This window comes from Mesorhizobium sp. L103C131B0, from assembly GCF_000502275.1.
Taxonomy (GTDB): Bacteria; Pseudomonadota; Alphaproteobacteria; order Rhizobiales; family Rhizobiaceae; genus Mesorhizobium.
Map to the genome: position 1 here is coordinate 1 of NZ_AYXC01000015.1, position 24,691 is coordinate 24,691.

Annotated in this window: 22 protein-coding genes; 11 read left to right on the forward strand and 11 right to left on the reverse strand. The window is 63.7% G+C overall.

What is annotated here, in order from left to right; all coding sequences use genetic code 11:
• Both secG and tpiA read right to left on the reverse strand, forming a co-directional pair.
• A partial coding sequence (secG, locus tag X730_RS0134175) for a preprotein translocase subunit SecG (RefSeq protein WP_031197158.1) occupies positions 1–350 on the reverse strand: 350 nt, incomplete at its 3' end.
• 196 nt (positions 351–546) lie between these two features.
• On the reverse strand, positions 547–1,317 hold the full coding sequence (tpiA, locus tag X730_RS143575) for a triose-phosphate isomerase (RefSeq protein WP_023688559.1): 771 nt from the start codon (positions 1,315–1,317) through the stop codon (positions 547–549).
• 147 nt (positions 1,318–1,464) lie between these two features.
• Between tpiA and X730_RS143570 the strand changes: the two genes are divergently transcribed.
• Genes X730_RS143570 through glp form a run of 5 tightly spaced genes read left to right on the forward strand, consistent with a single transcriptional unit; the run spans position 1,465 to position 6,909 of the window.
• Positions 1,465–3,360: a peptidyl-prolyl cis-trans isomerase gene (locus X730_RS143570; protein ID WP_023712345.1), complete on the forward strand. Its 1,896-nt coding sequence runs from the start codon at positions 1,465–1,467 to the stop codon at positions 3,358–3,360.
• Positions 3,361–3,391: 31 nt separating this feature from the next.
• The gene (trpD, locus tag X730_RS143565; protein WP_023712346.1) at positions 3,392–4,402 is read left to right on the forward strand and encodes an anthranilate phosphoribosyltransferase; all 1,011 of its coding nucleotides are present in this window, start codon (positions 3,392–3,394) and stop codon (positions 4,400–4,402) included.
• Between the two features lie 3 nt (positions 4,403–4,405).
• A complete protein-coding gene (gene trpC, locus X730_RS143560) occupies positions 4,406–5,218 on the forward strand; it encodes an indole-3-glycerol phosphate synthase TrpC (RefSeq protein ID WP_023671049.1) in 813 nt (270 codons plus the stop codon).
• Positions 5,219–5,220: 2 nt separating this feature from the next.
• A complete protein-coding gene (moaC, locus tag X730_RS143555; protein WP_023671048.1) occupies positions 5,221–5,703 on the forward strand; it encodes a cyclic pyranopterin monophosphate synthase MoaC in 483 nt (160 codons plus the stop codon).
• Complete coding sequence (gene glp / locus X730_RS143550; RefSeq protein ID WP_023671047.1) at positions 5,704–6,909, forward strand: gephyrin-like molybdotransferase Glp; 1,206 nt, start codon at positions 5,704–5,706, stop codon at positions 6,907–6,909.
• A gap of 45 nt (positions 6,910–6,954) precedes the next feature.
• Here the strand turns inward: glp and X730_RS143545 are convergent, their stop codons facing one another.
• Entirely contained in the window at positions 6,955–7,785 is an 831-nt protein-coding gene (locus X730_RS143545) for an alpha/beta hydrolase (protein ID WP_023671046.1), read from the reverse strand.
• A 166-nt stretch (positions 7,786–7,951) separates the two neighbouring features.
• On the opposite strand from X730_RS143545, the gene X730_RS143540 reads away from it, so the two are divergent.
• Both X730_RS143540 and kynA read left to right on the forward strand, forming a co-directional pair.
• Positions 7,952–9,577 (forward strand): AMP-binding protein, encoded by a 1,626-nt coding sequence (locus X730_RS143540; RefSeq protein WP_023671045.1) that lies wholly within the window; start codon positions 7,952–7,954, stop codon positions 9,575–9,577.
• Entirely contained in the window at positions 9,574–10,410 is an 837-nt protein-coding gene (kynA, locus tag X730_RS143535; RefSeq protein ID WP_031197153.1) for a tryptophan 2,3-dioxygenase, read from the forward strand. The genes X730_RS143540 and kynA overlap by 4 nt, the downstream gene beginning before the upstream one ends.
• 106 nt (positions 10,411–10,516) lie before the next feature.
• On the opposite strand, the gene kynU is transcribed toward kynA, so the two are convergent.
• Positions 10,517–11,764: a kynureninase gene (kynU, locus tag X730_RS143530; RefSeq protein WP_023696564.1), complete on the reverse strand. Its 1,248-nt coding sequence runs from the start codon at positions 11,762–11,764 to the stop codon at positions 10,517–10,519.
• A 167-nt stretch (positions 11,765–11,931) separates the two neighbouring features.
• Between kynU and X730_RS143525 the strand changes: the two genes are divergently transcribed.
• Positions 11,932–12,696: a GntR family transcriptional regulator gene (locus tag X730_RS143525; protein WP_023688568.1), complete on the forward strand. Its 765-nt coding sequence runs from the start codon at positions 11,932–11,934 to the stop codon at positions 12,694–12,696.
• Between the two features lie 205 nt (positions 12,697–12,901).
• On the forward strand, positions 12,902–13,684 hold the full coding sequence (lexA, locus tag X730_RS143520) for a transcriptional repressor LexA (protein WP_023684703.1): 783 nt from the start codon (positions 12,902–12,904) through the stop codon (positions 13,682–13,684).
• On the opposite strand, the gene X730_RS143515 is transcribed toward lexA, so the two are convergent.
• Both X730_RS143515 and arr read right to left on the reverse strand, forming a co-directional pair.
• Positions 13,678–16,128: a ComEC/Rec2 family competence protein gene (locus X730_RS143515; RefSeq protein WP_023826959.1), complete on the reverse strand. Its 2,451-nt coding sequence runs from the start codon at positions 16,126–16,128 to the stop codon at positions 13,678–13,680. The genes lexA and X730_RS143515 overlap by 7 nt on opposite strands.
• A 111-nt stretch (positions 16,129–16,239) precedes the next feature.
• Complete coding sequence (arr, locus tag X730_RS143510; protein ID WP_023671039.1) at positions 16,240–16,656, reverse strand: NAD(+)--rifampin ADP-ribosyltransferase; 417 nt, start codon at positions 16,654–16,656, stop codon at positions 16,240–16,242.
• 461 nt (positions 16,657–17,117) lie between these two features.
• Between arr and gltX the strand changes: the two genes are divergently transcribed.
• Both gltX and gltA read left to right on the forward strand, forming a co-directional pair.
• Entirely contained in the window at positions 17,118–18,542 is a 1,425-nt protein-coding gene (gene gltX / locus X730_RS143505) for a glutamate--tRNA ligase (RefSeq protein ID WP_023715818.1), read from the forward strand.
• Between the two features lie 181 nt (positions 18,543–18,723).
• Entirely contained in the window at positions 18,724–20,055 is a 1,332-nt protein-coding gene (gene gltA / locus X730_RS143500; RefSeq protein WP_023671037.1) for a citrate synthase, read from the forward strand.
• Positions 20,056–20,199: 144 nt separating this feature from the next.
• On the opposite strand, the gene lpxB is transcribed toward gltA, so the two are convergent.
• The 5 genes from lpxB to lpxD are packed head-to-tail and all read right to left on the reverse strand — an operon-like array spanning position 20,200 to position 24,618.
• Positions 20,200–21,378 (reverse strand): lipid-A-disaccharide synthase, encoded by a 1,179-nt coding sequence (lpxB, locus tag X730_RS143495; RefSeq protein WP_023826960.1) that lies wholly within the window; start codon positions 21,376–21,378, stop codon positions 20,200–20,202.
• Positions 21,368–22,270 (reverse strand): UDP-2,3-diacylglucosamine diphosphatase LpxI, encoded by a 903-nt coding sequence (lpxI, locus tag X730_RS143490; RefSeq protein WP_023684698.1) that lies wholly within the window; start codon positions 22,268–22,270, stop codon positions 21,368–21,370. Before lpxI ends, lpxB begins: the two co-directional genes overlap by 11 nt.
• Positions 22,257–23,090, reverse strand: a complete 834-nt coding sequence (gene lpxA / locus X730_RS143485) for an acyl-ACP--UDP-N-acetylglucosamine O-acyltransferase (protein WP_023706235.1) — start codon at positions 23,088–23,090, stop codon at positions 22,257–22,259. The genes lpxI and lpxA overlap by 14 nt, the downstream gene beginning before the upstream one ends.
• A 15-nt stretch (positions 23,091–23,105) precedes the next feature.
• Positions 23,106–23,558 carry a 3-hydroxyacyl-ACP dehydratase FabZ gene (gene fabZ, locus X730_RS143480; protein ID WP_023684696.1) on the reverse strand — a complete coding sequence of 151 codons (453 nt, stop codon included), beginning with the start codon at positions 23,556–23,558 and terminating at the stop codon, positions 23,106–23,108.
• A gap of 1 nt (position 23,559) precedes the next feature.
• A complete protein-coding gene (gene lpxD, locus X730_RS143475) occupies positions 23,560–24,618 on the reverse strand; it encodes a UDP-3-O-(3-hydroxymyristoyl)glucosamine N-acyltransferase (RefSeq protein WP_023688576.1) in 1,059 nt (352 codons plus the stop codon).
• Between the last annotated feature and the right edge of the window lie 73 nt (positions 24,619–24,691).

Genomic DNA, 24,691 nt, shown 5'->3' on the forward strand with positions numbered 1-24,691 from the left:
CCGTTGGCCGCGGGCGCGGCCGGTGCGGTGTTGCCCGAAGGCGGCGTCGGCGCCGTCGTGCCGGGCAACTGATTGAGCACGCCGTTGCCGCTGTCGGCCGGCACGCGGTCGAGAATGTCGATCGGTTTTTCGCCATAGCGGGCAACGATCGAGAGTGTCAGCGACGTCACGAAGAAGGCCGCGGCCAGGATCGCCGTCGCCCGCGTCAGCGCATTGGCGGCGCCACGCGCGGTCATGAAACCGGAACCGCCGCCAATGCCGAGACCACCGCCTTCGGAGCGTTGCAGCAGCACCACGCCGACAAGGGCGAGCACGACCATGAGGTGGATGACGATCAGTACGGTTTCCATATTTTATCCTGGCAAGCCCTGCCGCTCCCTGGCGATCAGGGCCGGTGATTTGGAGGCGGCTCCATACAATGCTTTAACGGCATTTCCAAGCCCGTGGCCGGAATATGGGAAGCAATGCGCCCTTTGCAACGATTTCCGCCGAACTGCTGCCTTCATAAGTCTATGACCGAACTGGTCGGCAACGAAATTCCGGGGCCTACGAGATATTCTGGTATGCCTCGGCGATGGCGAGAAAGTCGGACGCCTTCAGGCTGGCGCCGCCAACCAGCGCGCCATCGACGTTTTTGACGCCTAGCAGTTCGACAGCGTTGGACGCCTTGACCGAGCCGCCATAGAGGATGCGCATCTTGCCGGCCACGGCTGCGCCGAGCGCTTCCGCCAGTTTTTGGCGGATATGCGCGTGCGCCTCCGCCACGTCTTCGGCGGTCGGCGTCAGGCCGGTGCCGATAGCCCATACCGGCTCGTAGGCGATAACGGTGTTGGCGGGCGTTGCGCTCGGTGGCACCGAGCCGGCGACCTGCCGCGATAATACGTCGAGTGCTGTGCCCGCTTCGCGCTCGGCCTTGGTCTCGCCGATGCAGATGATGGCGACGAGCCCTGCCCGCCACGCCGCCGAGGCCTTGGCGAGGACGATGGCATCGTCCTCGCTGCGCTGTTCGCGGCACTCGGAATGGCCGACAATGACGTGGCTGGCGCCCGCATCCTTCAGCATCTCGGCTGAGACGCAGCCGGTGAAGGCGCCGCTTTCCTTGATGTGGCAGTCCTCGCCACCGGCCCGCACCGGCGTGCGCGACAGGATTTCGACGGCGCGCGACAGCAAGGTCGCCGGCACGCAGACCAATGCTTCGGTCTCTGCGTCGAGCCCGCTCATGAAGCCGTTGCCGATCATCCTGAGCTCGTTCAGCGAAGCGCTGGTGCCGTTCATTTTCCAGTTGCCGGCAACGAGCGGTCGAATTCCTGGCGTCATGGGGATCTGGTTCTCCGGGCGACATTGGGGTCTCGCCCTCCCTATCAAAATCAGGCCACAAAGCAATCGACAGTGAGCCGGAAGGGCGCTATTGCGCTTGTTTCAGACTCGGGCGCACGCAAAACTGCGCAAAAATCGGAAGTAACAATGCTTGGTATATTGAGAAGCGCGGCAGGGACCTGGGTCGCGAAAGCCCTGCTGTCGCTGCTGGTGTTGAGTTTCCTTGCCTGGGGCGTCACCACGCGGATGACGGGCGGCTTCCTGGCTGGCCATCATGCGGTGATCACCGCCGGCAGCACCACCGTGTCGATCACCGAGTACCGCCTCGCCTATGATCGCCAGATCGCCATGCTGCAGCAGCAGATCGGCCAGCGCATCAGCCGCGACCAGGCCAAGGCCTATGGCATCGACAACCAGGTGCTGGCTCAGTTGGTGTCCGGCGCCGTCCTTGACGAACAGGCGCGCAAGCTCGGGCTTGGCTTCTCCAAGGACAGGTTGGCCGAACTGACGCGGCAGGAACCCGCCTTCCAGGGCCCGAATGGCCAGTTCGACCGCCGGCTGTTCGAATCCCGGCTGCGCGAACTGGGAATGCGGCCGGAGGATTATCTGAAGAACCGGGCTCAGGTGGCGGTGCGCCAGCAGATCGTCGAAGCGGTTTCGGACGGCCTCAAGGCTCCGGACACCTTCTTCAAGGCAGTTGCGCTCTATCGGGGCGAAGACCGCACCATCGACTATCTGATCTTGCCAAAGGCGTTGGTCGAACCGATCGAGGCCCCCTCCGACAGCGTGCTTCAGGCTTATTTCGAGTCCAACAAGAAAACCTACGCGGCGCCAGAATACCGCAAATTCTCCTATGTCCGGCTCGAGCCCGAAGACATCATGGATGTCAGCGCCGTGACCGACCAGCAGGTCAGCGACGACTACAACAAGAACAAGGGCCGCTACACCACGCCGGAAATGCGCACCATCGAACAGCTGGTGTTTCCTTCCGCGGACGCCGCCAAGGCGGCATCCGATTCGCTGAAGACGGGCGCCACTTTCGACAAGATCGTCACCGCGCAGGGCAAGACCCCGGCCGACACGCTGCTCGGCACGCTCTCCAAGGACAAGATCACCGACAAGGCGGTCGCCGATGCCGCATTCGCGCTAGCCGTCAACGAAGTCAGCCCGGTCGTCCAGGGCGCGTTCGGTCCGGTGCTTTTGCGCGTCACCGAGATCAAACCGGAAACGGTGAAGCCGCTGGCGGAAGTGTCAGACCAGATCCGCAAGGATCTGGCGCTTGGCGAAGCAAGCCGCATCCTGCTCGACGTGCACGACAATTACGAAGACACCCGCGCCGCCGGCAGCACGCTGGCCGAAGCCGCCGCCAAACTGAAGCTCAAGGACGTCACCGTCGAGGCCATCGACCGCACCGGCCTCAGGCCGGACGGGACCATCATCAAGGACCTGCCGGCATCGCCGGACCTCATCAAGGCGGTGTTCGAGGCCGAGCCCAACACCGAGAATCAAGCCCTGACCACGCCTAACAACGGCTTCGTGTTCTATGAACTGACATCGATCACGCCGGCTCGCGACCGCACGCTGGACGAAGTCCGCCAGCGCGTGGTGGCGGACTGGACGACAGAGGAAACGACCAAGCGGCTGACCGCGAAAGCAGACGAACTCGACAAGCGCCTCAAGGCTGGCACCACACTCGACGTCATCGCCGGCGAACTGAAGCTTGAAAAGCAGACCAAGCGCGGCGTGAAGCGCGAGGCCGACGATGTCGATTTCGGCAAGGAGGGTGCTGCTGCGATGTTCGGCGTCGGCGAAGGCGGCACCGGGCTGATCCCCTCGCCCACCGGCGACGGCCAGATCCTGTTCAAGGTCGCCGAAGTGTTCGAGCCGGCCGGAGCCGACGCCAGCTCGGTACCCGACGATGCGCAAAAATCCTTCACGCAAGGCATGTCCGACGATCTGCTCGACCAGCTGGTGGCGCAGTTGCAGACGCAGTACGCCGTCAGCGTCGACCAGGCCGCCGTTGCCCAAGCCCTCGCCCAATGAATGGCCTTAGCCCAATGAACGTCTTGGCCCAATGAGCGCCCTGAAGACCCATATCGCCAAGGTCGCCACGGGAACCGGGCTTACCTTCGAGGAAGCGCGCGAAGCTTTCGACATCATCATGTCTGGCGACGCGACGCCGGGCCAGATCGGCGGCTTCCTGATGGCGTTGCGCGTGCGCGGGGAGACCGTGAGCGAGATTTCCGGCGCCGTCGCCACCATGCGTGCCAAGATGCTGCGCGTCGAAGCTCCTGAGGGCGCCATCGACATTGTCGGCACGGGCGGCGACAATTCGCATTCAGTCAACATCTCGACCGCTTCGGCCTTCGTCATTGCCGGCTGCGGCGTGCCGGTCGCCAAGCACGGCAATCGCGGCCTGTCGTCGCTGACGGGCGCCGCCGATGTGCTGGTCGCGCTCGGCGTCAAGATCGATATCCCGCCAGAGGTGATCGGCCGCTGCATCCAGGAGGCCGGCGTCGGCTTCATGTTCGCGCCGGCGCACCACCCGGCGATGAAGCATGTCGGCCCGACCCGCGTCGAGCTCGGCACGCGCACCATCTTCAACCTGCTCGGACCGCTGTCCAATCCGGCCGGCGTCAGCAGGCAGATGGTCGGCGTGTTCCTGCCGGAATGGATCGTGCCGGTGGCCGAGACATTGAAGGCGTTGGGCACCGAGCATGCCTGGGTGGTCCATGGGGATGGCTATGACGAAATCACCACCACCGGCGAAACGCAGGTGGCGGAATTGGCCGGCGGCGAGATCCGCCATTTCACGCTCACCCCGGAAGCCGTCGGCCTGCAGCGCCACACCAAGGACGAGTTGCGCGGCGGCGACGCCGCCTACAATGCCACGGCGTTGCGCGACATGCTGAGAGGTGCTGCCGGGGCCTATCGCGATACGGTGCTGATGAACGCCGGCGCCGGCATGGTGGTGGCCGGCAAGGCGACGACGCTTGCCGACGGCATGGCCGCGGCCACACAGGCCATTGACAGCGGCCGGGCGCTGGGCGTGCTCGACAGGCTGGTCGAGATTTCGAACGGATGAGCCGTGGCTGACATTCTGCGCAAGATCGAGGCCTACAAGCGCGACGAGATCGCGGCGGCGAAGGCGCGTATACCGTTGGCCGAGATCAAGGCGCGAGCCAAGGATGCCGACGCACCGCGTGGCTTTCTGAGGGCGCTTGAGGCGAAGCGCAGATCGGGCAGCTTCGGCCTGATCGCCGAGATCAAAAAGGCAAGCCCATCCAAAGGCTTGATCCGCGCCGATTTCGACCCGCCCGCACTGGCGCAGGCCTATGAGAAAGGCGGTGCCGCCTGTCTTTCGGTGCTGACCGATGCGCCATCCTTCCAGGGCGCGCCGGAATTTCTCATCAGTGCACGGAAGGCAGTGTCCCTGCCCGCGCTGCGCAAGGATTTCCTGTTCGACCCTTATCAAGTCTACGAGGCTCGCGCATGGGGCGCCGATGCCATCCTGATCATCATGGCCAGCGTCGATGATGCCTTGGCGAGCGAATTGGAAGCGACCGCGTTCGAACTCGGCATGGACGCGCTGATCGAGGTGCATGACGAGGCCGAGACGCAGCGCGCGGTAAAACTCTCGTCGCAGCTGATCGGCATCAACAACCGCAATCTCAGAACATTCGAGACCAGCCTCGAGACCTCGGAACGGCTGGCATCGATGGTGCCGGGCGGCCGATTGCTGGTCAGCGAGAGCGGAATTTTCACCCACGACGATTGCTTCAGGATGCAAAAGACCGGCATCAGCACCTTCCTCGTCGGCGAGAGCCTGATGCGGCAAGAGGATGTCGCTGCGGCAACGCGGCTGCTTTTGACAGGCAAGGCGAAAGCAGAGGCCATCTGAGGATGGCAGCCGCCCTCACCCATCTCGGCGCCAAGGGCGAGGCCAACATGGTCGATGTCGGCGAGAAGGCGGAGACGACGCGCACGGCGGTCGCCGAGGGCTTTGTCTCGATGCGGGCCGAAACCCTGAAGATGATCCTCGACGGCGACGCCAAGAAGGGCGATGTGCTGGGTACCGCGCGCATTGCCGGCATCATGGCGGCCAAGAAGACGCATGAGCTGATTCCGCTCTGCCATCCGCTGCTTTTGACCAAGGTGTCGGTCGACATCGAACCGGACACCACGCTGCCCGGCCTTAGGGTCACCGCGCTCGCCCGCGTCACCGGCAAGACCGGGGTCGAGATGGAGGCGCTGACCGCGGCATCTGTCGCGTGCCTGACCATTTACGACATGGCCAAGGCGGTCGACCGCGCCATGGTGATTTCCGGTATACAGCTGGTGGAAAAGACCGGCGGCAAGTCCGGCGACTACAAGGCGGGTTCGTAAATGGCGCTGGTTCCGGTCGCCGAGGCGCTTCAACGCCTACTCGACGGCGCTGTGGCGTTGCCCGGTGAAAGGGTCGCGCTGGCGGATGCGGCCGGCCGGGTGCTGGCGGAGCCGGTCGTGGCGCTGCGTACCCAGCCGCCTTTCAATGCATCTGCCATGGACGGCTATGCCGCACGGGCGCAGGATGTGGCGTCGGCCCCGGCGCGGCTTTCGGTGATCGGAATGGCGCCCGCAGGGCGAGGCTTTGACGGCACAGTGGGTAAATCCGAGGCCGTGCGCGTCTTCACCGGCGCGCCGCTGCCTGAAGGCGCAGACACGATCGTCATCCAGGAAAATGTTCGCGATCTCGGCGGTGGCCGGATCGAGGTCACCGAACCGACGGCGAAGAACCGCAACATCCGCCGCCTTGGACTGGATTTTGCCCAAGGCGACGTGCTGCTGGAGAAAGGCCGCGTGCTCGATCCGGCTGCATTGTCGCTGGCGGCGTCGGCCAATCATCCCCGGTTGAACGTGGTGCAACGGCCGCTGGTCGCCATCATCGCCACCGGCGACGAATTGCTGCCACCGGGCAGCGAACCTGGCCCCGCCCAGATCATCTCGTCCAACGCCTATGGCGTCGCTGCTGTGGCGCAGTCGGTCGGCGCTCGCGCGCTCGATCTCGGTATAGCGGCCGATCGCAAGGAAGCGATCGCGGCGCTGGTGAAAAAGGCGGTCGATGCGAAAGCCGACGTCATCGTCACGCTCGGCGGCGCCTCGGTCGGCGACCATGATCTCGTTCATGACGTGCTGACCGGCGAAGGCATGAACCTCGACTTCTGGAAGCTCGCCATGCGCCCGGGCAAGCCGCTGATGTTCGGGCGGCTGGGCGATATCAGGTGCATCGGCCTGCCCGGCAATCCGGTGGCGAGCCTGGTCTGCTCGCAATTGTTCCTGAAGCCGCTATTGGCGCAGCTCGGCGGCCGTCCCCACCGGCAGGACATCCGCCAGGCTCAGCTTGGCGCCGCGATGCCGGCCAATGATCTAAGGCAAGACTATGTGCGCGCCGTGGTCCGGGAAGAAGCCGGCGCATTGGTGGCGACACCATTCGGCATCCAGGATTCCTCGATGCTGAGAATGCTGGCCGACGCCAACGGCCTGATCGTGCGCGAGCCCTTCGCTCCGGCGGCAGAAGCAGGCGCTGCTTGCAGCGTTCTGATGTTGCGCTGAAGGTCGCGGATCCAAGCCGTTAATTCCAAGAGATAAGACTGGTTGTTACTCCGCCAGCAATGTCCGCGTCAGCGGATGTGTCGGATCGGCAAGCCCGTCGACGATGCTGAAATGATGCCGGTCCGGCTCGACCACTGTGCTGGTCGTGGCGCCGAGGCCGATCCAGATGTTGGCAAGCAGCGCATTCTGGCGCAGGAACTCCGCCCGCTCGCCGCCGCCGGCCCAGCAGGTGATGCGCGCGCCCTGCATGGGGCGCAGCAGAACCGGGCTTTCGGCCAGTGCTTCCGCTTCATCGATGGCCAGTGTCGCGTTCATCCCCGTCCGCATGATTGGCCGCAGGTCATGGACGCCGGAGATCGAGACGACATTGCGCACGCGGCCCGCCACATCGGCGGCCAGGGGTGTCGTTGTCGTCACCATCCTGGAGGCGAGATGGCCGCCGGCGGAATGCCCGGTCAGGATCACCGGCCCGCCGACCATCGTCGCCGCCTTGCCGATCGCCGCCGCGATTTCCCTGACGATGCCGGAAATGCGTATGTCGGGACAAAGCGTGTAAGTCGGCATTGCCACGGCAAAGCCATTGGCAACCGCGCCGTTGGCCAGATGCGACCATGGCTTGTTGTCGAACGCCTTCCAGTAACCGCCATGGATGAAGACGACGAGCCCTTTGGGCATGACATCGGGAAGGAACAGATCGAGCCTGTTGCGCGGGCTGTCGCCATAGGCGATGTCGAGCTTGGCCCGACCGGACGCCGACATTGTGTCGCGAAAAGCCTGTGCCGGTGTGTCCCACGCGGCCGGCCAGCGATTGCTGCCGGCAATGTTGTCGCCGTTGGCGTAGGCATTGTCCCAATCGGCAACACGATGTTGGAGCATCTGCATCCCTCCCGGATGGCTTCAGTTCAGTCGACAGGAATGGCCGCCGAACAGGGCGGCGTCAATGCTGCGACCTAAAAACATTTTAGGCTTGAAACAAATTTCGACTGGTGCGATCCTGCGCCTTGTTCAGCCATGGGCGCGAGGCAGACAGGGGCAGCCGAAAATGCTTGGGCCATCAGCGCATATCGACACATTCACGCGCGACAACCTGCCGCCGCCGGAGCAATGGCCGGAGTTTTTGCTCGACGGCTTCGACTATCCCGACCACATAAATGCCGGCGTCGAATTGACCGACAGGCTGGTCGAAAAAGGGTTCGGCGACCACACCGCGCTGATCGGCAATGGCCGCCGCCGCACCTACAAGGAACTGTCCGACTGGACCAACAGGCTCGCCCATGCCCTGGTCGAGAATTATGGCGTCAAGCCGGGCAACCGGGTGCTGATCCGCTCGGCCAACAACCCGGCCATGGTCGCCTGTTGGCTGGCCGCCACCAAGGTTGGCGCGGTGGTCGTCAACACCATGCCGATGCTGCGCGCCGGCGAACTCGCCAAGATCGTCGACAAGGCGGAAATCACGGTTGCGCTTTGCGATACAAGGCTGATGGACGAGATGACCGCCTGCGCCAAGGGCAGTGCGTATCTCAAGCAGGTCATTGGCTTCGACGGCACGGCCAACCATGACGCGGAACTCGACCGCGCCGCCCTCGACAAGCCGGTCACCTTCACTGCCGTCAACACCGGCCGCGACGATGTCGCCCTGCTCGGCTTCACCTCCGGCACCACCGGCGTGCCGAAGGCGACGATGCATTTCCACCGCGACCTGCTGATCGTCGCCGACGCCTATGCCCGCGAAATCCTGGAGGTGACGCCCGACGACATCTTCGTCGGCTCCCCGCCCCTTGCCTTTACCTTCGGTCTTGGCGGGCTCGCCATCTTCCCGCTGCGTTTCGGCGCCGCGGCGACGCTGCTGGAACAGGCGACGCCACCCAACATGATCCACATCATCGAGACCTACAAAGCGACCATTTCCTTCACCGCTCCAACCGCCTATCGGGCCATGCTCAAGGCCATGGATCAAGGCGCTGACCTGTCCTCGCTGCGCGTCGCGGTTTCGGCGGGCGAGACGCTGCCGGCGCCTGTCTTCGAGGAATGGACTGAGAAGACCGGCAAGCCGATCCTCGATGGGATCGGCGCCACCGAGATGCTGCATATCTTCATCTCCAACCGCTTCGACGACATGAAGCCGGCCTCCACCGGCAAACCCGTCGGCGGCTATCAGGCACGCATCGTCGATGACGAGATGCGGGAGCTGCCGCGCGGCTCTACTGGCCGGCTGGCGGTGCGCGGCCCGACCGGCTGCCGCTACATGGCCGATGCCAGGCAAAAGGACTATGTCCGCGATGGCTGGAATCTCACCGGCGATACGTTCACGCAGGACGAGGATGGCTTCTTCCACTTCGCCGCGCGTTCCGACGACATGATCGTCAGCGCCGGCTACAACATCGCCGGCCCCGAGGTCGAAGCGGCGCTGCTCTCGCATCCCGACGTCGCCGAATGCGCGGTGACCGGCGCCGAGGACGGTGAACGCGGCCAGATCGTCGAGGCGCATATCGTGCTTGTGCAAGGTGTTTCGCCGGACGCATTGACCGTCAAACGCCTGCAGGACCACGTCAAGGCAACGATCGCGCCCTACAAATATCCGCGTTCGGTGAAGTTCATCGACGCCTTGCCCAAAACCCAGACCGGCAAGATCCAGCGCTTCCGGTTGCGCGCGGAGAAGAGCAATTGATTAAGCCGCACGATCCGGCGTCCGATGGCGCGCAGATGTCGTTCAAGGAGCGGATGTCCTACAGCGACTATCTGCAGCTGGACAAGGTGCTCGATGCGCAGGCGCCGCTGTCTTCGGCCCATGACGAGATGCTGTTCATCATCCAGCATCAGACATCGGAATTGTGGATGAAGCTCGCTTTGCACGAGATCGGCGCCGCGATCCGCTCTATCCGCGCCGACCGCCTCGAACCGAGCTTCAAGATGCTGTCTCGCGTCGCGCGCATCTTCGAGCAGCTCAACAATGCCTGGGACGTGCTGCGCATGATGACGCCAAGCGAATACACCGAGTTTCGCGACGCGCTCGGCCAATCCTCGGGCTTCCAGTCGTGGCAGTACCGCGCTATCGAGTTCATGGCCGGCAACCGCAACCTAGCCATGCTCGGGCCGCACAAGCACCGGCCCGATCTTACGGACAGGCTGGAAGCGATCCTGGCCACGCCGTCGCTGTACGACGAGGCGCTTCTGCTTTTGGCGCGCAATGGCTTCGACATCGGCGCCGATGCCGGGCGCACGGACTGGCGCGAGACGCGCGTCGAGAACGAAGACGTGCTGGCTGCCTGGCAAACCGTCTACCGCGACCCGCAGCGCTACTGGATGCTCTACGAACTGGCCGAGAAGCTGGTCGACTTCGAGGATTACTTCCGCCGCTGGCGCTTCAACCACGTCACCACGGTCGAGCGCATCATCGGCTTGAAGCGCGGCACGGGCGGCACCTCAGGCGCCTCCTATCTGAAGAAAATGCTGGAGGTTGTGCTGTTTCCGGAGCTCTGGACGGTCCGCACCCGGCTCTAGAGCATTTCACCGTTTAACGTAAACGGCGAAATGCTCTAGCTCTTTGATTTGACGCAATTGCGGACGGAAAACCGCTTCACACTTTTCCTGAAATTGCTCTAGTTCCTCAGGTGACCGCGGTCTTCACCGCGAAGCGGGCGTCCTGCCAGGCGCCGGTGCGCAGAATATCCTCCAGGACTTCGACCGCCTGCCAGACATCGCCATATCCGACATAGAGCGGCGTGAAGCCGAAACGGATGGTCGACGGCGCCCGGAAATCGCCGATCACGCCGCGCTCGATCAGCGCGCGCATCACCTGATAGCCATGCGGATGGAGGAACGACACCTGGCTGCCGCGCTGGCTGCCGTCGCGAGGACTTTCCAGTTCAAGCCCGTAGGCGCCGCATCTGGCTTCGACGAGCTGGATAAACAGGTCGGTCAGCGCGATGCTTTTTCTGCGCACCGCCGCCATATCGACGTCGTTCCAGATATCGAGCGCGCCCTTGAGCGCCCGCATCGACAGCACCGGCTGCGTTCCGCACAGGAAGCGGCGAATGCCGCTGCCGACGGCAAAGCCCTGCTCGAAGGCAAAGGGCCGCGCATGGCCCCACCAGCCGCTGAGCGGCTGGTGGGCATCGTCATGGTGGCGCTCGGCCGCGTAGATGAAGGCTGGCGAGCCCGGGCCGCCATTGAGGTATTTGTAGGTGCAGCCGACGGCGAAATCGGCATTGGCACGGTCAAGTTCGACCGGCAAGGCGCCGGCCGTGTGGCAGAGATCCCAGATGATCAGCGCGCCGGCGTCATGTGCCTTGCGCGTCAGCGCCGCCATGTCGCGCAACTGGCCGGATTTGTAGTTGACGTGGTTGACCAGGATGACGGCAACGCTGTCGTCGATCAGCTCCTCGATTGCGGCCGCGTCGACGCCCTCCAGCCGCAGCCGCGTTCCCGGCCGGGTCGAGGCGACGCCTTCGGCCATGTAGAGGTCGGTCGGGAAACTGTCGCCCTCGGCAACGATGACCGACCGATCCGGCCGCATGCCGAGCGCTGCGTGCAGCAGCTTGTAGATGTTGATCGAGGTTGTGTCGCAGACCACCGTCTGCCCATCAGCCGCGCCGATCAGTCGCCCGAGCTGATCTCCGAGTTCCACCGGCATGTTGAACCAGCCGGCGGTGTTCCAGGCGCGAATGAGATCGTGCGCCCATTCCTGCGTGGCGGCCTGCTGCAGTTCGCTGAAGACGACCGCTGACGCGGCGCCCAGGGAATTGCCGTCGAGATAAATCACGCCTTGCGGCAAGACAAAGCGTTCGCGCATGGAGCGCAGCGGATCGGCGGCATCCATTGCTTCGATTGTAGCGAGATCGGGTGTCGTGCTCATGATCCGGCGCCCCTCCATGGACAAACGCGCGCGGCGGAGCCTGCCGCCCAAACATGCCGGCGATCTTGAGTGGTCGCCCTTGAACTGTCAAACATTATATATAATTCACCCATTGAAAGGCTTTGATATATAATGATCCGCCGAGCGTTTATGTCTGATGGATCACGATGCTGGATGACGAGCAGACCTCGAAGACGGAAGCGGCCTATCGCCTGCTCAGGCGCGATATTCTTGCGACCCGGCTGGCGCCTGCCGCGCCGTTGAAGCTGAGCACGCTGCGCAACACCTACGGCATCGGCTGGACGCCGTTGCGCGAGGCGCTGTCGCGGCTGGAGGCGGAACGGCTTGTGACCGCCATCAGCAACCGCGGGTTTGCGGTCGCTCCCGTCTCTCGGGCGGAGCTCGAGGATTTGGCGCGTGCGCGGCTGGTGGTCGAACTGCCCCTGCTGGTGGAATCGATCGAGGAGGGCGACCGTGAGTGGGAAGACGCGGTCGTTGCCGCCCACTATCGTCTCTCACGGTGCGGGTCTGTTCTCGACGATCCATCGGATGATGCGGTCGACGCGTGGTACGAAAAACACGATGCCTTCCATGCGGCGCTGCTCAGTGCCGCGACATCCAGCTGGCTGCTGCGCTTCAATGCGACGATTTCCGACCAATTGCATCGCCATCACCGCTTTCTGGGTCTGGCCCCGACGCTGCGCGCCGCCGCCGGCCGCACGGATGGCCACCGGAAGGCCGTGGCGGCCCTGCGCGACGCCGTGGCGATCGAACACCATACCGCCCTGATGGAAGCGGCCCTCGATCGCGACGTCGAACGTGCGAAAACTCTGATGACCGCTCACATCGGCTACACGCTGCAGGTCTATGCCCAGAGTGAACCCGGCGCGGATGCTGCGCAGCCCCGTCCGAAAAGGAAGCGGCGATCGTAGCCGACGACGCAGGGCACTTTGTCTTCGTTTCACCCCGTTGCCGGCCAACGACTACGAGCGGCGCTCGCAGCGCCGAACGTTACGCTGAACAAAACGTCAACACATTCATTAAACTTTAAAAGGTTGCGGAACACAACTGGAACAGATAGTGTTTGTTCTGGGTTTGTTTTTTCTGATTCTGGTTTCAGAACCCTTGGGGGCCGCGATGCTGACGCGCAAACAACATGAGCTTCTGATGTTCATCCATGAACGCCTGAAGGAGAGCGGAATCCCGCCGTCCTTCGACGAGATGAAGGAAGCGCTCGACCTCGCCTCCAAGTCCGGCATCCACCGCCTGATCACGGCGCTTGAGGAGCGCGGTTTCATTCGCCGGCTGCCGAACCGGGCGCGCGCGCTGGAAGTGCTGCGGCTGCCCGACTCGATCGCACCAGGCCTCAATGCGGCGAGGAAGTTTTCGCCGAGCGTCATTCAGGGCAGTCTTGGTCAAACCGGCCAAGGGCAAGGCGGCCAAGGACAAGGCGCGTTGGGCCAAGGCGGTCTCGGCCGCCAGATCAAGCCGGGCTCGCCGTCGCGTTCGATGTCGGCCGGCAATGACGATGCCGTTTCCGCGATTTCAATCCCGGTTATGGGACGCATCGCCGCCGGCGTGCCGATCGACGCCATCCAGCATCAGACCCATTCGATCTCGGTGCCGCCCGATATGATCATGGGCGGCGAACACTACGCGCTCGAGGTCAAGGGCGATTCGATGATCGAGGCCGGCATTTTCGATGGCGACACGGTCATCATCCGCAATGCCGACACAGCCAGCCCCGGCGAGATCGTGGTGGCGTTGGTCGACGATGAGGAAGCGACCCTGAAACGCTTCCGCCGCAAGGGCGCCTCGATCGCCCTGGAAGCCGCCAACCCGGCCTACGAGACCCGCATTTTTGGACCGGACAGGGTGAAGGTGCAGGGCAAGCTTGTCGGATTGATCCGGCGCTACTGAGCCGGCTTGGGTTTGTACTTTTCACGCTGGTTGTAAGGCGGCAGGCCGCGCGCTTCGCGGGAGAAGCGGCGTTGCTCGTGCCAGGGGCGATACGGCTTGTCGACGGCGAAGCGGATGGTTGGCGCTGCAGCTGCCGATTGCGGATCGAAGAAGACGGCGGCGCTGCCGTCGCGGGCCAGCTGTTTCTTCGTCACGACCAGCACCAGCGGGTCGCGGCACGGATTGTAGGCGGTGGCGTCATCGATGACGATCAGGCTCGCGAAGGCACAGGCCGGCCGCGCCGTCTTGCGGTCTTTCGCAAGCGCTACAATGGCTCCGGAAGGGTGCCGGGCGATACAGAGATCGCCGGTGCAATAGAAGGGCGAGCCGGGCGGCAGATCGAGCGGATCGAGATCGAACCGCGTATCTGTTGCCTCGAAAATCTCAGGTGGGATAATGGTTTTGGCCCGCAGCGCCCGTTTCCAATTGTCCGTGGTGAATTCGTTGGAGCGTTCGCGGTTGAGGGCGAGTTCGCCGCCACCGATCGGCATGGCCACCAGATGCTCGGATATGAGCACGTCGGGCGTAAGCACCTGCGGCACCGTCAACAGGCCGGCCAGCGCGAAAGGCACGGCCGCCAACCTGAGCCAGGTGGTGGCCATGGTGGCGATGACGAGGGCGACCGCCACTAACAGCACCGAGCGGATGGAGATCAGCCCGACGGCGTCGACCGGGGAGCGCTCGGAAATCCAGGCCGATATAGCGATCATCGCCATCAGACCTTTGCCCATCACATAGAGGAACGGCCCGTCGGCGCCGAACGGCATCGCCAGTGCGCTGAGCACGGCAAAGGGCATGACGATCAACGAAACAATCGGCATCACGGCCAGATTGGCGATCAGGCTGAGCGGCGACACACGCTGAAAATGCCAGATGGCGAACAGCAAGGTTGCACTGCCGGCGATGATCGAGGTCATTGCGAGGCCGCCCATGGCCAGCGCGAATTTTCGCGACAGGAAGCCGACGAAGGAGCGCTTTGCCGGCGGCGTTCTCACCTTGTCGGCGCGGTAATCGGCCCAGCCGGCATAGGCGCCGACAAGGGCGGCGGTGGCGGCAAACGACATCTGGAAGCTGGGACCGACCACCTCGTGCGGCGACACCAGGATGACGGCAATGGCGGAGATCGCCAGATTGCGCATGGTGAGTGCGGCGCGATCAAACAGCACGGCGACAAGCATGACCGCCAGCATGATGAAGCTGCGCTCGGCGGCAACCACGACGCCTGAAATAACGAGATAGGCGGCGATCGAGACAAGCGCTGCCGCGGCCGCATATTTCTTCACCGGCCGGCGCGAAGAGAAAACGGGAAACAGCGCAAAGGCGCCACGCAGCAACGCCATGATGGTGCCGGCAACCAGCGCCATGTGCAGGCCGGAGATGGAGATGATGTGGTAGATGCCGGTGCGCCGCATCGCTTCGTTGACCTCGTCCGGGATGCCGGCGCGCACGCCGACAATCAGCGCCGCGGCAATCTCGCCTTCGGCGCCGCCGATCTTGCCCCTGATATGGTCGGCAATGTTTTCGCGCGCGTTCTCGATTGCCGAGGAGAGCCGTGCGGTCAGCGGCGGCGGTCCCTGCGTAGCAATGGTTTTCGGATTGCCGAGAAAGAAGCCGCTGCCGCCGATACCGGTGAAATAGCTGTCGAAGGAGAAATCGTAGCTCTCCGGCCGCACCGGACCGGTCGGCGGCAACAGCCTGGCATAGCCGGTGATCAGGGAGCCGGCGGTCATATCGGCGGGAACGGTCCGCGCCGAGAGCCTGACCCGCTCCGGGGCGTAGCGCAGCTCGGGGTAAGCGGTCGAAACCACATCGAGCGTCAGCCTGATGCGGCCGCTTTCCATCTGTTCGAGACTGACGACGCGGCCGGTCAGCCGTGTCTGAATCTCGGAGCCGAGCATCTGCGTTCCGGCGCGCCAAGTCTCGACTTTGGCGGCGACGACGCCGAGCGCGCACAGCATCGCGGCCATGCAGAACAGATGCGTCCTCGGCCGCGATCGCGTGGCGAGGGCGCAACATGTCGCCAGCACCACAATGGCGATTGGCTGCGCAAAGCCGGGCTCGCCGGCCAGCGAGAAATAAATGATGACGCCGGCCGCCAGGAAAACCGGCACCAGCAGGAAGGCGACGCCCCGGTCGAGCTCCGTGTTGGCGGCCACGGCAAGGCTGCGGCGGAGCGCGGGCCATGACGGAAGGCGAAGCCGTCTGCGCAGACGGGCGATAGATCCGGGCGCTGTGACTTGCGCCGGCAACGCGTGACCGGGCAGCGCAGGCGCGACGCCGGGATGCGGCTCAGGCAGCGCGAGGGGCAGCGGCTCGGCATAGGGACTATCGGCAAACAGCGAGCGTTCGCTGACGCTTGCCTCGGCGCCTTCGCCTTCCTTCGTGCCCCGGCCACGTCCAGCCATCGGGTCTGCCCCTTGCGCCCCAGACCCCTATGCTACATGAACGCGCAAAGCGCGAAAGTCCGCGTGATCACGTCCACCGCGCCGGAATCGACCATCACCTGGCAAGGACGCTCAATCCTCAATCATATCCCGGCCCTCCGCCCTCAGGCGAGCAAGCCCATCGTGCATTGCCTTCAATTGTTCCGGTGTATGACCCTGCCATTCAGCGAGCTCCCCCAGGATGAGCAACGGATCACGGGAGCGGTAGGATTTCGTCGGATTGCCGGGAAATTTTTTATCGGTCAGGTTAGGGTCATCCATAAAAAACCCTGTCGGCTTTACGATGTAAATCCTTTGACGACCGTCACCCGTTGCAAGCTCTGCTCCCCAGATGGCGGCTTCCAGTGTCTGGGTGAAATAGATCCATGACAGTGGTTTACCTCTGAAATTGGAAGGGTGGCCGACGCTCAGCAGATCCCCGGGTTTCAAATCCGCCCGGGTACCATGGTAGAACGGATCACCCTCCGTATGGTCGGCGTTGCTGGTCATCGGGAGCCCTTCTTTCAATCATTCCTCCTTCGTGGCGAGACGGGACCGCACACAGTTGCTGTGTTCACGATAATGATTGCAGAAGGTCAATATGCGTGACCAAGCCAACGCTGTCACGGCGGCGTTGTAGTCGGGCAGTGCCGCATTCGTGAAGAAATGTCCGCTCGTCAGAGGGGGCTACCACCGTCGCAGCGATGTTCCAGGCACTGTGACGGACGCTGCAGCCGAATGAAACCCAGACATTGACGCTGCTGCCAAATGAGGTTGCGCGGAGGTGCGAACAGATTTTGTGCTACAAGGCTCCGGCGCCCGTTGACGCAACCGATAATTGCCGACGTGCCCCGGCCTCGTCCAGCCATCGGGTCTGCCCCTTGCGCCCCAGACCTCCTATGCTACATGAACGCGCAAAGCGCGAAAGTCCGCGCGATCACGCCCCGCTTTCCAAGCTTCCCGAGAGTTCCATGTCCGACACGGTCGTCACCCGTTTTGCCCCCTCGCCCACCGGCTATCTGCATATCGGCGGCGCGCGCACGGCGCTGTTCAACTGGCTGTACGCCAAGCACACCGGCGGCACGATGGTGCTGCGCATCGAGGACACCGACCGCGAACGCTTCAACGAGGCGGCGACACAGGCCATTCTGGATGGGCTGACCTGGCTCGGCCTTTCCTGGGACGGTGAGGCCATATCGCAGTTCGAGCGCGCGCCGCGCCACCGTGAGGTGGCCGAGGAGCTGGTGCGCCTGGGCAAGGCCTATTACAGCTACGAGACGCCTGCCGAGCTCGAGGCGATGCGCGAGGCCGCACGCGCCAAGGGCCTGCCGCCTCGCTACAACGGCCAGTGGCGCGATCGTGCCCCCTCGGAGGCGCCTCCCGGCGTCAAGGGCGCCATCCGCATCAAGGCGCCGACCGAGGGCGAAACCGTGGTGCACGACCGTGTGCAGGGCGAGGTGCGCTTCCCCAACAAGGACCTCGACGATTTCATCATACTGCGCTCGGACGGCAATCCGACCTACATGCATGCCGTCGTCGTCGACGACCATGACATGGGCGTCACCCACATCATCCGTGGCGACGACCATCTGACCAACGCCGCGCGCCAGACGGTGATCTACAACGCGATGGGCTGGGACGTCCCGTCGATGTCGCATATCCCGCTGATCCACGGCGCCGACGGCGCCAAGCTGTCGAAGCGGCACGGCGCACTCGGCGTCGAGGCTTATCGCGCCATGGGCTATCTGCCCGAGGCGCTGCTCAATTATCTGGCACGGCTCGGCTGGAGCCATGGCGACGACGAGATCATGTCGATCAAGGACATGATTTCGTGGTTCGACATCGGCGATGTCAACAAGGGTGCGGCGCGCTTCGACTTCGCCAAGCTCGAGTCGATCAACGGCGCGCATATGCGCAAGATGGCCGATACCGAGCTGTTCGACATTTTCGTCGCCACTCTGCCATACCTCGAAGGCGGACCGGCTATCGCCGCCCGTCTCGACGATGCCAGGAAGGCGCAGCTGCTGGCCGCCTTGCCGGGCCTGAAAGAGCGCGCCAAGACGCTGGTGGAACTGGCCGATGGCGCGGCCTTCCTGTTCGTCGAGCGGCCGCTGCCGATCGACGAGAAGGCGGCAGCACTGCTCAATGCCGACGCGCGCGCGATCCTGCGCGGCGCACATGCCGCTTTGCAGACTGTTTCGGGCGATTGGTCGGCTGCCGCGGCTGAAGCCGCGGTGCGCGAGTTCGCGACGGCAGGCGGCCACAAGCTCGGCGCCGTGGCCCAACCGCTCCGGGCGGCCCTTACCGGCCGCAGCACCTCGCCCGGCGTGTTCGACGTGCTCGCCGTGCTTGGCCGCGAGGAAAGCCTGGCGCGGATTGCGGATCAAATCGATTAGGAGCGAACTGGCCCAAGAAGATTGGCATTGAAAGGCGGGTTTCGCAGTGCAACATTAGGCCTTGGCCCAATCTGGCACGCACCTCCCAAAATGCGGTGGCGAGTTCGCGCATTCCGGTGATTTCGACGTGTCGTTTGCAGGAATTGCCTTGCCGGCATGAGGAACATGAAGGAGTTTGAGAATGAGCGAAGCTGCGACAAGACTGGAAACCGGCAGCAAGACGACGCACCCGTCGACTGCCACGCTCGAACTGGCCGGCAAGACGCATGAATTCAAGGTGCGAAGCGGCTCGGTCGGGCCCGACGTCATCGACATCGGTGCGCTCTACAACACCACCGGCGCCTTCACCTACGATCCCGGCTTCACCTCGACGGCGAGCTGCGAGTCGGCGATAACCTTCATCGACGGCGATGCCGGCATCCTGCTTCACCGCGGCTACCCCATCGACCAGCTGGCCGAGCATGGCGACTTCCTCGAAGTCTGCTACCTCCTGCTCTACGGCGAACTGCCGACCAAGGCGCAGAAGGACGATTTCGACTACCGGGTAACGCGCCACACCATGGTGCACGAGCAGATGTCGCGCTTCTTCACCGGCTTTCGCCGCGACGCGCATCCGATGGCTGTGATGTGCGGTGTGGTCGGCGCGCTGTCGGCCTTCTATCACGACTCCACCGACATTTCGGACCCATACCAGCGCATGGTCGCCTCGATGCGGCTGATCGCCAAGATGCCGACGATTGCGGCCATGGCCTACAAATACCATATCGGCCAGCCCTTCATTTACCCGAAGAACGAGCTGAACTTCGCCGCCAACTTCCTGCACATGTGCTTTGCGGTGCCGTGCGAGGAATACAAGATCAATCCGGTGCTGGCGCGCGCCATGGAGCGCATCTTCATCCTGCATGCCGACCACGAACAGAACGCCTCGACCTCGACGGTGCGGCTTGCCGGCTCGTCGGGCGCCAATCCGTTCGCCTGTATCGCCGCCGGCATCGCCTGCCTGTGGGGCCCGGCGCATGGCGGCGCCAACGAAGCGGCGCTCAACATGCTGGGCGAGATCGGCCACGTCGACCACATCCCGGAATTCATCGCCCGCGCCAAGGACAAGAACGATCCGTTCCGGCTGATGGGCTTCGGCCATCGCGTCTATAAGAACTACGATCCTCGCGCGAAGATCATGCAGAAGACGGCGCATGAGGTGCTGGGCGAACTCGGCATCAAGGACGATCCGCTGCTCGACATCGCCATGGAGCTGGAAAAGATCGCGCTGACCGATTCCTACTTCATCGAGAAGAAGCTCTATCCGAACGTCGATTTCTATTCCGGCATCACGCTGAAGGCGCTGGGCTTCCCCACCACCATGTTCACCGTACTGTTCGCGGTCGCCCGCACCGTCGGCTGGATCGCGCAGTGGAAGGAAATGATCGAGGATCCCCACCAGAAGATCGGCCGTCCGCGCCAGCTCTATACCGGTGCCCCGGAACGCGACTACGTGCCGATTGCGAAAAGGTGAAAGAGAGTGAATGGTGAATGGTAAGTAGTGAATAGCAGGTAGTAAGTAGCAGGTAGTAAGTAGCAGCTTGATTATAGCGAGAGCGCGTTAATCACTATTCACTATTCACTATTCGCTATTCACTATTCATTCACTATTCACTCGCTAAGGCCTATTCGCTCTCCCGATGTGGCGAAGAACGACATCGGCGGCGATGTCGCCGGAGGGCCTGTCGGTGGCCATGCGTCTGGCAACCTCGCCAAAGCCGTCCTTTTGCCAGGCGCGGTAGGCGGTGTCTGAAAACAGTGCCTCGAGCTGCCGCGCCAGATAGTGCGGCCGCACATACTGGTTGTAGCTTTCCGGCACGACCGGCCGGTCGGCAATAAGGTTGGGCAAAGCAGCGCTCCACACCGTGATCAGGCTCTGCGCCATCAGCATGATCGGATCGAACTTGTAGCAAGAGATCATCGGGACACCCGACATCGCCAGTTCCAGTGACACCGTTCCAGACGCGATCAGCGCCGCATCGGCCTTGCCGAAGGCCTGCCACTTGCGCTCGGGATCGAGGATGACTTCCGGCTCCTGATCCCAGCGCGCCACCGATGTTTTGACCAGTTCGGCGACATGCGGCACCGTCGGCAGCAACAACCGCAGCCGGTGGCCACGCGCGCGCAGCGCCGACACCGTCTCGCCGAACGGACCGAGAAGCCGGCTCACCTCGCCGCGCCGCGACCCTGGCAGGACGAGCAGCGTCTTGACGTGATCGGCCGAGAGATCGCGTGGCTGGGCTTGCGCCCTGGCCGCGCCCTGCACGCCTGGATCATGCGTGAGGCGATGTCCGACGTAAGTGCCGGGCGGGCCGCCGAGACGGCTGAGCTCCTTTACCTCGAAAGGCAGGATGCACAGTATGTGGTCGACATACGGCTTCATCGCGGCCGCCCTACCCGGCCGCCACGCCCAGACGCTCGGGCAGACATAATGGACGATCGGGATCGACGGATCGGCGGCGCGGATCTTTTTGGCGACGCGCAGCGAGAAATCGGGGCTGTCGATGGTGATCAGACAGTCGGGTTTTTCGGCGGCGACAGCACTTGCCGTCTGGCTGATCCGCCGCATCAGGCGCGGCAAGTCACGCAGGATGGCGCTGAGCCCCATCAGCGCGATCTCGGCGCCGTCGAACAGCGGCGCCAGTCCGAGCGCCTGCAGATGCCGCCCGCCAGTGCCGACGAGTTGCACCTCGCGCCCGGTCATGCGCTTCAGCGCCTGCACGATGTCGGCGCCCAGCAGGTCGCCGGATTCTTCGCCGGCGACGATGGCAATCTTCAGCGGCTTCTCAGCTGCCATGGACAGACTCCGCAGCCGGCAGGCCGAACACGAACAGGCCGAGCGCATTGGCGCGCGCGACAACGGCGGGGCCTTCGAGGATGAGCGAACGGCCGGCTTCGACGGCAATGCCGGCCAGCCCCGCGGCATGCGCCGCCTCGACGGTCCGGGGGCCAATAGATGGCAGATCGGCACGCAATTCCTGGCCAGGCTTGGCGCATTTGACCAGGACACCGCGCGTCTTGCCGGCCAGCCTGCCATGGCCGCGCAACTGCTGCGTCCGCTCGAGCAGTCCGTGGGTGCCCTCGACGCCTTCCAGGGCAACAGTGCGGCCACCGATGGCAATTGCCGCCTGACCAATGTCGAGCGCGCCGATGGCCTTTGCCGCCGCGTGTGCCGCCTCGATATCGCGCCAGTCGGACTTTCGCGGCGCTGCTTTGGTCAGCGGCCCTTCGGCCGCGACGAGCCGGGGCACGACTTCATGCGCACCGACGACCTTGACGCCCCGTGCCTCCAGGCCGCGGGTCAATATCTTCAACAGCCCGTCATCGCCGCGGGCAAGCGCCATGGCGAGCGAGGGTATAAGTGCCAGTAGCCCAAGGTTCGGACGCATGTCGACCAACCGCGGCCTGCGCCTGATCTCGCCGGCAAGCACAAGATGGGTGATTCGCCGGCGCCTCAGCAACGCAACCAGCGAGCCGATGTCTTCCAGCGCAAGGCTTTCATGCTCATAGATTGTGAGGTCGGACTGACGGTCGGCCTGACCTTCGACCAGGATGATGACGGGCGGATGTCCGGCCTCCGCCAGGCCGGCGGCAACTTCGACCGGCAAGCTACCGCCGCCGGCAATGATGCCGACCCTGGCGTCCGGCGCAAGATCGAGGCCCGTTGAAGTGGCCTCAGCCTTCGTCATCGGCATCGTCGCCGTCGCCACCCTTAAGCGACGGGACGGCAAAATGCCGCTTGCCGCGACTGGTGATGAAATCGATGATTTTCATGGCCGTCGGCGACGACGCAAACTCGGCCTTGGCGAATTCGATGTTCTCGCCGACAGTGCGGGAGCGGTCGAAGATGGTCTTGTAAGCCTTGCGCAGCAGGTAGATTTCGGCGCGCGGCAACCCGGCGCGCTTCAGGCCGATGATGTTGAGTCCACGCAGGCTGGCGCGATTGCCCACCGCAATGGCGTAGGGAATGACATCGCCGACAAAAGCCGAGCAGCCGCCGAGAAAGGCGTTGTCACCAACACGCACGAACTGATGAACGGCGCTGAGGCCGCCGATATAAACGCTGTCACCAACCTCGCAATGGCCGCCCAGGGTCGCGCCATTGGCGAAGGTGGCGTTTTTACCGACGACGCAATCATGGGCAATGTGGGCATAGGCAAGGAAATTGCCGTTGTCGCCGACGGTCGTCTCGCCGCGGCTGGAATCGGTGCCGAGATGCATGGTCACGCCTTCGCGGATCGTGCAGTTCTGGCCGATGACCAAAGTGGTGCGGCCGCCCTTGTGCTTGGTGTTCTGCGGCGGTCCGCCCAGTGTCGCCATTGGATAGACCTTGGTCGCGGCGCCAATGGTTGTCGCGCCCAGCACCGAGACATGGCTGACCAGTTCGACGCGGTCACCGATCACGGCGTCAGCGCCGACATAGCAGAAAGGTCCTATTGCGGCGCCTTCGCCGATCTGCGCGCCGGCCTCGATGACGGCCGAGGGGTGGATTGAAGTCTGTATTTTCATGAGCATTTCGAACCGTCAGCCGGTAACCATCATTGCCGAGATCTCGGCTTCGGCGGCCTTTGTGCCCTCCACCATGGCCTCGCAGGCGAATTTGAGCAGGTTGCCGCGCATCTTGATTTTCTTGACGTGGATCTTCAACTGGTCGCCCGGGACGACCGGTTTGCGGAATTTCGCGTTATCGATGGTCAGGAAATAGACCAGCGACGGCTTTTCCGTGTTGAGGTTACGGATGCAGATCGCGCCGGCCGTCTGCGCCATAGCCTCGACGATGAGCACGCCCGGCATCACCGGCTGATCCGGGAAATGGCCCTGGAAATGCGGCTCATTGATGGTCACGTTCTTGATGCCGATGGCAGAATCATTGCCGTCGATTTCGATGATGCGATCGATCATCAGGAAGGGATAGCGATGCGGTAAAAGCTTCATCAACCCCAATATATCGACCGCTTCGAGCGTCGCCGGCACCATCTCAGCTACTTCCCCCTTCGCCCTGCTTGCGCGTCCTGGCGAGCTTCCTCAGCATGGCGATCTCGCGCATGGCTTCCGCCATCGGCTGCGCCGGATAGCCTCCCCAGATCTCGCCCGCCGGCACGTTGCTCATGAACCCGCTTCTTGCAGCAAGCTTGGCCCCTGATCCGATGGTCAAATGATCGGCAAGGCCAACGCCGCCGCCCATGGTGACACCGTCGCCGACGGTGACGGAGCCGGAAATACCAGAGAGCCCGGCAATAATGCAATTGCGGCCGATGCGAACGTTATGGGCGATCTGCACCAGATTGTCGATCTTGGTGCCCTGACCGATGACCGTATCCGACATGGCGCCGCGATCGACGGTCGTGTTCGAGCCGATTTCGACATCGTCCTGGATGATGACGCGGCCGACCTGCGGCACACGCTCAGGGCCTTTGGCGCCGCCGACAAAGCCGAAGCCGTCCTGGCCTATCCTGGCGCCGCCATGAATGATGACGCGGTTGCCGATCAGCGCATACTGAACACTGACACCCGGCCCAATGTAGCCGTCACGGCCGATCTGGCAGGAGGGGCCGATAACGGCGTGGGGGGCAATGACCGTTCCGCTGCCGATGGAAGCGCGGGGGCCGATGACCGCTCCGGCCTCGATGATCGCCCCGGCCTCGATATGCGCCGAGGCATCGACATGAGCTTGCGGCGAGACCCCGGTTTCGCTGGTCATCGGCCCCGGCGTAGCCGCCGTCGGGAACAGCAGTCGGCCGATCATGGCGAAGGCCTGCTGCGGGCGCGGATGCACCAGAACCGCAATGCCGGCCGGCGCTTTGCCGGCGAACTCGGCGGGACAAAACACGGCCGCCGCCTTCAGCGACTGCATCAGCGCGAAATTGCGCTTGCCGTCGACGAAGACGAGCGCACCCTCGCCGCCTTCATTGGCTGGCGCCAAAGCGTCGATCGATATGTGGGCAAGATCGGAATCGACTAGCGATGCGCCGGTCAGATTCGCGACTTCGCCGGCCGTATACCGGCGTGATGGCGCGAAGAACACCGGATCGGTCATTCCAGAAGCAATATCCAGCTAGGTCGGATCAATTCTCTTCCGGACCCCAACGGCCCGGAAGCATCGTTACCCG